The sequence below is a fragment of the Synergistaceae bacterium genome (assembly GCA_017443945.1).
Taxonomy (GTDB): domain Bacteria; phylum Synergistota; class Synergistia; order Synergistales; family Aminobacteriaceae; genus JAFUXM01.
Window position 1 is genome coordinate 1 of record JAFSXS010000088.1, and the last position, 8,223, is coordinate 8,223.

The 8,223-nt window shown below is 41.6% G+C and carries 6 protein-coding genes; all 6 read right to left on the minus strand.

Annotated features, from left to right (window positions below):
* Positions 1 to 586: 586 nt before the first annotated feature.
* Positions 587 to 2,311 (minus strand): iron hydrogenase small subunit, encoded by a 1,725-nt coding sequence (locus IJT21_08900; GenBank protein ID MBQ7578368.1) that lies wholly within the window; start codon positions 2,309 to 2,311, stop codon positions 587 to 589.
* Positions 2,305 to 4,152, minus strand: a complete 1,848-nt coding sequence (locus tag IJT21_08905) for an FAD-dependent oxidoreductase (GenBank protein MBQ7578369.1) — start codon at positions 4,150 to 4,152, stop codon at positions 2,305 to 2,307. The genes IJT21_08900 and IJT21_08905 overlap by 7 nt, the downstream gene beginning before the upstream one ends.
* 126 nt (positions 4,153 to 4,278) lie before the next feature.
* Positions 4,279 to 5,061: an acetolactate decarboxylase gene (gene budA, locus IJT21_08910; GenBank protein MBQ7578370.1), complete on the minus strand. Its 783-nt coding sequence runs from the start codon at positions 5,059 to 5,061 to the stop codon at positions 4,279 to 4,281.
* Positions 5,062 to 5,096: 35 nt separating this feature from the next.
* A complete protein-coding gene (locus IJT21_08915; protein ID MBQ7578371.1) occupies positions 5,097 to 5,921 on the minus strand; it encodes a transporter substrate-binding domain-containing protein in 825 nt (274 codons plus the stop codon).
* Positions 5,922 to 5,965: 44 nt separating this feature from the next.
* Positions 5,966 to 7,006, minus strand: a complete 1,041-nt coding sequence (locus IJT21_08920; protein MBQ7578372.1) for a BMP family ABC transporter substrate-binding protein — start codon at positions 7,004 to 7,006, stop codon at positions 5,966 to 5,968.
* A 28-nt stretch (positions 7,007 to 7,034) separates the two neighbouring features.
* Positions 7,035 to 8,114, minus strand: a complete 1,080-nt coding sequence (locus IJT21_08925) for an amino acid ABC transporter ATP-binding protein (GenBank protein ID MBQ7578373.1) — start codon at positions 8,112 to 8,114, stop codon at positions 7,035 to 7,037.
* Positions 8,115 to 8,223: the final 109 nt, after the last annotated feature.

Genomic DNA, 8,223 nt, shown 5'->3' on the forward strand with positions numbered 1-8,223 from the left:
AAAATAGGAAATAAGTAGGCGAAAGTTTTTGCAATTAAAAGACGTAAAGCAGTCTATAATGTCGTATATTGACGGATTTTATAATACTAAACGTCCTCATAGTGCTAATAATGGACTTTCTCCTAATGAGAAAGAAGCAGAATTTTGGACAAAAAATTAACTAATTTTAGTTTTTTATGTCCACTTTATTGACTATTATCCATTCAAGTTTTTAGCTCAACAAAAATATTTTGTTATACTTTTCCGAAAATGCTTAATATTTATCATAGAATGAGTAAATGGCATTCTTAAACCCTTCATAATATTGTTATCAAAATATAGAAATTCACTTCAAAATTTTATAATTACATTTTGAAAAACGCTCTATGTCCTGCTGCCTTTGCGCTAATAATTCTAATACGTAAATATTGGAAAACACTTTCATAAATATATTTTACCTCTTTGCTTGTATCATTGAAAATTGCTCTATTTCCTGATCTCATGCAATTAATTTATCGCGTTTACAGATATAAAAGTGTAATAATAAAATCTCCCCGAACTCAAAAAAAGCCCGGGAAGAAAAATTTTTAGTATTGCGACAATAAAGCTATTTCCAAAGCTCCCATTTAGACTGGTCAGTGTGTAAAAGATGATGGGACTTCTCGCCTAAAGGTTTGCCGAGATATTCTTTGTAGCACTGAATAATTGACGGGTTCTCGTGAGAAAATCTCAATGTCATTTTCTTGTCCATGTCGAGTAAAATTTTCCCGCGTCCTTCGCCGAGTTCTTCGCCTTCATGAATCGGCTGGCCTCCTCCTCCTGCACAACCTGTCGGACATGCCATGCACTCGACAAAATCATAATGGACTCTGCCCGCTTGAATGTCATTGCAAAGTTTTCTGATATTGCCTAAACCGTGAACTACAGCGATTTTCAATTTTGCGCCTGCGATCTCAAATTCTGCTTCCTTGATGCCGTTATAATCGCGAACGTAATTAAATGCGTCTGGATCCGGATTCTTGCCTGTTACGAAATTATATGCGGTTCGTAAAGCTGCTTCCATGACTCCGCCGGTTGTTCCGAAAATGTGTCCTGCGCCTGAAGCTGTGCCTAATGGCCTGTCAAATTCGACATCCTTTAAATCTTTGACGTTGATACCTTCTGAACGGATTAATCTGTCCATTTCACGAACTGTCAAGACTGCATCAACATCGCGCGCACCTGATGAATTCATGCACTCCACGTCGCACTCATATTTCTTAGCTGTACACGGCATAAATGAAACGTGATAAATTTTGTCGGGCGTTACTCCTAAAATTTGGGCGTACCATGATTTAATAATCGCTCCAAACATTTGCTGAGGAGATTTTGCGCTCGATAATTGCGGGACTAGGTCAGGGAACTCCATTTTTATAAATCTAATCCAGCCGGGACAGCATGACGTAAACATCGGGAATTTCTCATTTTTCGCGTTCTTGAGCTTCTCGACAAATTCGCTGGCCTCTTCCATAATAGTTAAGTCCGCCGAGAAATCCGTATCAAAGACGTAATCAAATCCGACAGCCTTCAAAGCAGCTGCTAATCTCTCTGCGGTTGCTTCATCGTGAGTCAAGCCTAACTGCTCACCCCATGACGTTCTAACAGCCGGAGCTACTGACGCAATCAAAATTTTATCGCCGTCTGCAAATGCATCGCGTACTTTCTGGGTGTCATCGCGTTCAACGAGTGCGCCTACGGGACAATGAGTAATACACTGGCCGCAGACTGTGCAGTTAATTTCGGTGATGTCCTTTCCGCCCCGGCAGTCAACGAGAGTCTGAGAGCCTGATTTTGCAACGTCCCACACGTTCATTTGCTGTACTTTCTCGCAGACCTGAACACAACGCATACATTTAATACACTTTTCATCTTTGCGAATTAACGGGAAATCTTGATTCCATTTTAAGTGCTTGATGTCTTCATGATAGGGGAAATCAGTAATTCCTAAACTGTTTGCTATAGTCTGTAATTCGCAATTTCCTGAACGCGCGCACTCCGGACACCTTGCACTATGCTGCGATAAAAGAAGCTCGATATTAATTTTGCGTGCCTGCCTGACCTTCGGTGAATTTGTGCGGATCTCCATTCCCTCAAGTACTTTAGTGTTGCAGGAGGCCACGAGTCTGTCAAGCCCGACGATTTCAGCTACACACACACGACATGCGCCGATCTCGTTTAAATCCTTCAAGTAACAAAGGTGAGGAATATTTATATTGTGTATTTTCGCGGCTTCAAGAATCGTAATATTTTCCGGGACTTGAAGTGCTGTACCGTTAATCTTTATGTTTACCATCGTAATTCACGGCCTCCCCTGAATGTGCCAAAGCCGTATCTATCACAGCGCAGACACCTGTTAGTCTCTTGTTCCATTTCTTCCTGAGTCATACTTTCTTCAACGAGGCTGAAATCTTTGATCCTGTCATCGACTGAACGTTCACGCAGCTTAACTCTTCCGCAGGCCGGTCTGTTATGGGGCACAGGGTCGGGAATATCAACGGGAATATTAATCGGGTGATTGAATCCTAAATACTCATCGATATTTGCTGCTGCGATTTTTCCTGCACCTATTGCGCTTATTACAGTAGCAGGGCCGGTTACACAGTCTCCGCCGGAAAAAATACCGGGCATATTTTCAAGTTCTTCACTATCAAGAGTCTTAATCGTTCCTGAGCGCGTATTAACTGGTACATTCATAAAATTGTAGCTCTCGATTCCCTGACCGATTGCGATAATCACATAATCTGCTTCGATTCTTACGGGGTCGGTGCTTGCTGCTTTGGGACTCGGCCTTCCGTCTTTGACAAAGCTAATCATTTGAGGTTGTACCCAGAGAGCTTTTGTTTTGCCGTTCTCGACTTCTACTTTTTGAGGAGCAACAAGTTCAAATAATTCGCAGCCTTCTGCTTCAGCGGCCATGACCTCTTCAGGAAGTGCTGTCATTTCCTCTCTTCTACGTCTATAAGCGATTACGACTCTTTCAGCTTTTAACCTCATTGACGAGCGCGCGCAATCCATTGCAACGTTACCGCCTCCGACGACAACAACTTTTTTGCCGGTGAAGTCAGGATAATCATTATCGCCGATTCTGCGCAAAAGAGTTACAGCAGACATAACGCCGCTGGAATCTTCGCCGGGAATGCGTAAACTTTTATCTGTATGAGCACCAATCGCAATATAAACCGCGTCAAAGTTTTCACGTAATTTTGTCAACGGATAAGAATCTCCGCCTATAACTGTTTCTGTATGAACCTTAATATCTCCTGCTGTTAAAAGCGTGCTGATTTCCTCGTCTAAAATTTCTCTCGGCAGTCTATAAGCAGGAATCCCATAACGTAACATGCCGCCTAAATGTTTGCGCTGCTCAAAAATTTCTACACTATGACCCATCATGCCGAGATAATAAGCTGCACTTATACCGCTTGGGCCGCCTCCTACTATAGCGATTTTCTTTCCTGTTGCGGGTGCGGGGCCTTCTCCATCGCGATAAACTGGCACATGACCGGAATTTGTTACAGCATATAATTTCAACGCGCGAATATTCAAAGCGTCATCAACAAGTCTGCGCCTGCATTTATTCTCGCAAGGATGCTCACAAACCATAGCGCACACACTTGGGAACGGGTTATCTTTGCGTATTAGTCTAACTGCGTCGACCTGCCTTCCTGCATTGATTAAAGCAATATAGCCGGGTACATCGACATGTGCAGGACATAGAGAAACGCACGGTACCGCCTGAAAACCTTCAGCCAGGCAATGACCTTTAGTAGCGTGTGCAATGTAATCATCTCTGAAGCCCCGAACACCTTTAAGCACCATATTAGCAGCTTCGTAACCGATTGCGCAGTCTGCTGAATGATATATACTTTCTGCTGTTCTCTCGATTAAATCAACCGTTTTCAAATCGCCGCGCCCCTCGATTAGATCATCAATTAATTTTTCTAATTGACGCAAACCGACTCTGCAAGGGACACACTTTCCGCAAGTCTGAGCAGAATAAACTTTTAAATAACTGCTCGCCAAATCCAACGGACAAAGCCCGGGAGGTGCACCAGTAACGCGCCTCTCTAAATCTGCGTGAAGTGAATTTGCTGTAGCCTGAATTTCTGTCTCAGGTCTAACTACAAGACGACTCAAAAAATTACCCCCCTTGATAAAATATGAATTAACGCAAAATATTATACTATGCAGAATAAGTATTTACGCGCAAAAAAAAATCTCCCCTGCATTAAAACAAGGGAGAACGTGAAAAAATTTATAGGCTTATTGATTCTCGACCTGCTTGATTCTTTCGCTCATTTCGATAGCCAAATCCTTATCGTTAAAGCCCGCATTATCCGGCAAAATCATTTGAAAGCTGCTCATAATGTCAAGCTCAACTTTGCACGAATTAAAATCAAGCTCTAACACGTGGCCGCCTTTTGTCTTGTCATGCGAAACAAAATGAAGGTGCCAGCCCGGACTATTAAGCCCGTTCATGTAAGCAGGGCAGTATAACGCAACAACAACGCCCTCTAAATTTTTGTACGTAAATTCGCGCTGATCTGTCTTTAGTGCTTCATCAAGAGGCTTATAGGGTTTCTCCTGCGCTAATTCACTACGCACAAGAATAGAATTCATCAAACCGGTAATCTTCGCCATATAAAATTGATTCTTCCCGTGAGAGTTCACAATTTCGTCAAGTTTAGATTTAATCTCGGAAATACTTTTTGCGCTGACATTTTCACGTGTTATATCTGAATCAAAAAATGTTACATTGCAAAACGGTATTGTCTCGGAGTCATCGGCAATTTTCACGCTCCCGTCCCATAAAGCCTGGTAGACTTGGCCGTCAAGCATTATTAATTCACCGTTGACGCTCTGAAATGTTCCGATTCCTGTATCACCGTAATTCTTTACATCTTTTACAGTGATAAAACCATCATAGACTCCCGACATCAAAGACTGAAGCAAGGCAGCCTGAAAAAGTGCATCGCTCTTCTCCTGCGAATAAGCAACGTTAAAGCTAAGTACTACAATTATGAACGCAATAAGTATTTTTTTCATGGCAATAAAGCCTCCTGATAAAAAATTTCTAGTTATTATTTTGCCTTAAGCCCTATAAAATATTGTTCGTTCCATTTGTAATAAGGCTGCGACAAAATTAAACCCTGAGGAACATCAATAGCCGGCATTGTTTCATCAATATTGCTCTGGAACCAGAAAACGACATCAACGCGCCCTGATTGAATCGCAGCAGCACGCGCACCGGTTTCAACTATTACAGTTTTGATATTGACATGAAGTTTATTAGCTAATTCGGCAAGTAATGCAGTGTTATAACCTGCTGGAGTCCCGTCCGGAGCAACGTAATCAATAGGCGGCAAATCTCCTGTTACTGCTACGGTTATAGTAGGTTCGCCGGGAAATTTAGGAAATTCTACAGGCTTCAAAGTTTCAGGCTCCGGATCAGTGATATATCTGTGCTCAAGCATTCCAAGTGTGCCGAGTCTCTTCATGTCAGCGAGTGCATTATTAAAGCGGTCGCGAAGAGTCTTGTTATCCTCCAGGAACGCGAAATTAAGAGTGCAGGCCGATGAGACAAACCACCAGTCAACGCCCTTAATGACATAATTTTTATTTGCGTCTAACATGTATTCTGCGACACATTGAGGAAGACTCAATACTTCGACTTCGCCTTTATTCAGAGCCATTTGCAGTAAAACGAGCGAATCATAAAATTTTATTGCAATATCAGTAACATCAAGACCGACAAAAAACTCGCGCTGGGTGCTTTCCTGCATGAGCTTGACAAGTTCGGACTCGGTGAAATTCAACATGCTGTGACGGCCGACTGTAACCGCAGCACTTGCACATGACGCAGCTAACATAACGACTAACAACGATAACGCAAAAATTTTCTTCATAATAAAAATTTACCTCCTAATAAATATATATTATTTCCTGCCGATTATTTCAGCGGGATTAATTCTCCGGACTTCATCATATCAAGAGCTGAATCTAATTTTTCTCTCACGTCAGAGTCTAACAAACAATGCTCGCCCTTGACGTATCCTATTGCGTGAGAACTTGCGCCTAATAAATAATTTCCGCTACTGAAATAATTAGAATCTATGTCATTCAATGCGCCTAAAATCTGAGGAGCAATCAACTTTATAACGCTTGTGAGAATGATATTTTTGTCGCCGTCAAAGCCTAAATCAAATTGATCCGTATCACAGCCGATTATTTTGACATTGCCGGAATCTTTTGCGGAATCAATTACGCCGTTCCCTGACTCGCCAGCTGAAGCAAATATTACATCACAGCCAGAATCAATTAAAGCCTTGCCGATGATTCTTCCTTTAGCAGCATTCTTGAACGAGCCTACAAAATTTCCGGTTGTATCAATAGCACCGTATTCGGGAAGCTCGACAATATTTACATTTGTGTTATATTTCTCGTTAGCATAATGAACGCCCGCGATAAAGCCGTTTTTGAATCTTATATTACTGGGAATTGCTACACCATGAACGGAAGCGACTTTTTTTGTTTTGCTTGTGAGTGCAGCAGCAAGACCGGCCAAGAATCCCGATTCATCTTCTCTGAAGCACAATGCTTTAACGTTGGGAAGCTCGAAATTTTTCCCGTTTTTGTCAGTGAGCCATTCTTGAGTGAGAATAAATTTTACTCTCGGATTGGCTTTAACGATTTCGGCGACTTCGGGCAATATACCATCAGAATAAATAACAACGTCCGAAGCTTTTACAGCCTTAGCAAACACTCTTTTAACGTTAGGAGCGTTTAATTTTGCACCCTTGAAAACTTTAACTCTTGCGCCGGGATGAGTGTTAATAAATGCTTGAATGCCGCTGTAGTTTTCGCGATAAAACGGGTCTGACTCCACATCACCGAACGTAACAAAAGCAATATTCAATTTTTTTGCACAAGCCAAGCCCGCAAAAGATACAACGAGCAGACAAGCCAGTAAAGCGCAAAGAAATTTTTTCATACACCTATCCGCCTTTCATTCTGGAATATCACACAGAGAATTTTACTACATTTGAGCCGTCATTACTCATTTCGTGATTAAAATCTTTCGTAATTTTTTGCAGCATTGACACGGACAAATTATTATCACTGTCGAACGGATTAAATTTTTCCCCGTTGTATGAGACTTTCACGTCAATTTTATTATCTGACTCTGAGTACTCAGCAGTAAATTTTATTTCCGGCTCATTCATGACGGGCAGTAAAATTTGTCTCGTTAATTCCTCGCAAGCTAACTGCAAATGATTGGCTATACGTGAGGGGACTAAATTTTTGTTGCAGTAAGACTCAATCTGCGAGACAATGCCGGGAAAATCGAAAGTATGCGAGTCTATCACGATTTCTAAAACTTTGAGATTGCGTATAAACCTGCGGGTCTTCTCACGTTCGGGATTAACAAAAATTTTATCGGGGGTGCCTTCCTCGTAAATTCCGCCTTCATCGAGATAAAAAACGCGTGTAGCTATTGAACGCGCAAATTTCATTTCGTGAGTAACAATCATCATAGTTTTTCCTGTGCCTGCAAGCTCTCTGATAACTGCTTGAACTTCGCCGATCATAGTCGGGTCAAGCGCGCTGGTAGGTTCATCAAATAAAATTACTTCGGGATCCATTGCAAGAGCGCGGGCTATTGCGATTCTCTGCTTCTGGCCTCCGGATAATTCATCAGGATAATTCAGGGCTTTATTGACGAGTCCGACCTGACGCAATAATTTAATGCCGTTGTCGTAAGCGTCCTGACGTGAAACATGCTTTAATTTTACGGGAGCTAACATAATATTTTCTATCACTGTGAGATGCCCGAACAAATTAAATGACTGGAAGACCATTCCCATTTTTTGACGCACTAAAGGTATATTACAGTGCTTGTGAGTAATTTCTTGACCGTGAAAGAAAATTTTGCCTCTCGTTGGTCTCTCAAGTAAATTAATGCAGCGTAAAAGTGTGCTTTTACCAGTTCCGGACGGCCCAATGATGGAAATTATTTCACCGTCTTGAATCTCTGCGCTTAAATCTTTTATGGGCGTAACATTCGGATAAACTTTTTTCAAGTGTTCGAGTTTTATCATTATAAAATATTTCTCTCCTTCCGCTTTAAATAATACACATTTTTTAGTATTAGTCTTACAGCAAATTTTTGCCTATTCGCGCTACCCCTTCAATTCGGGTGGGTGGGTG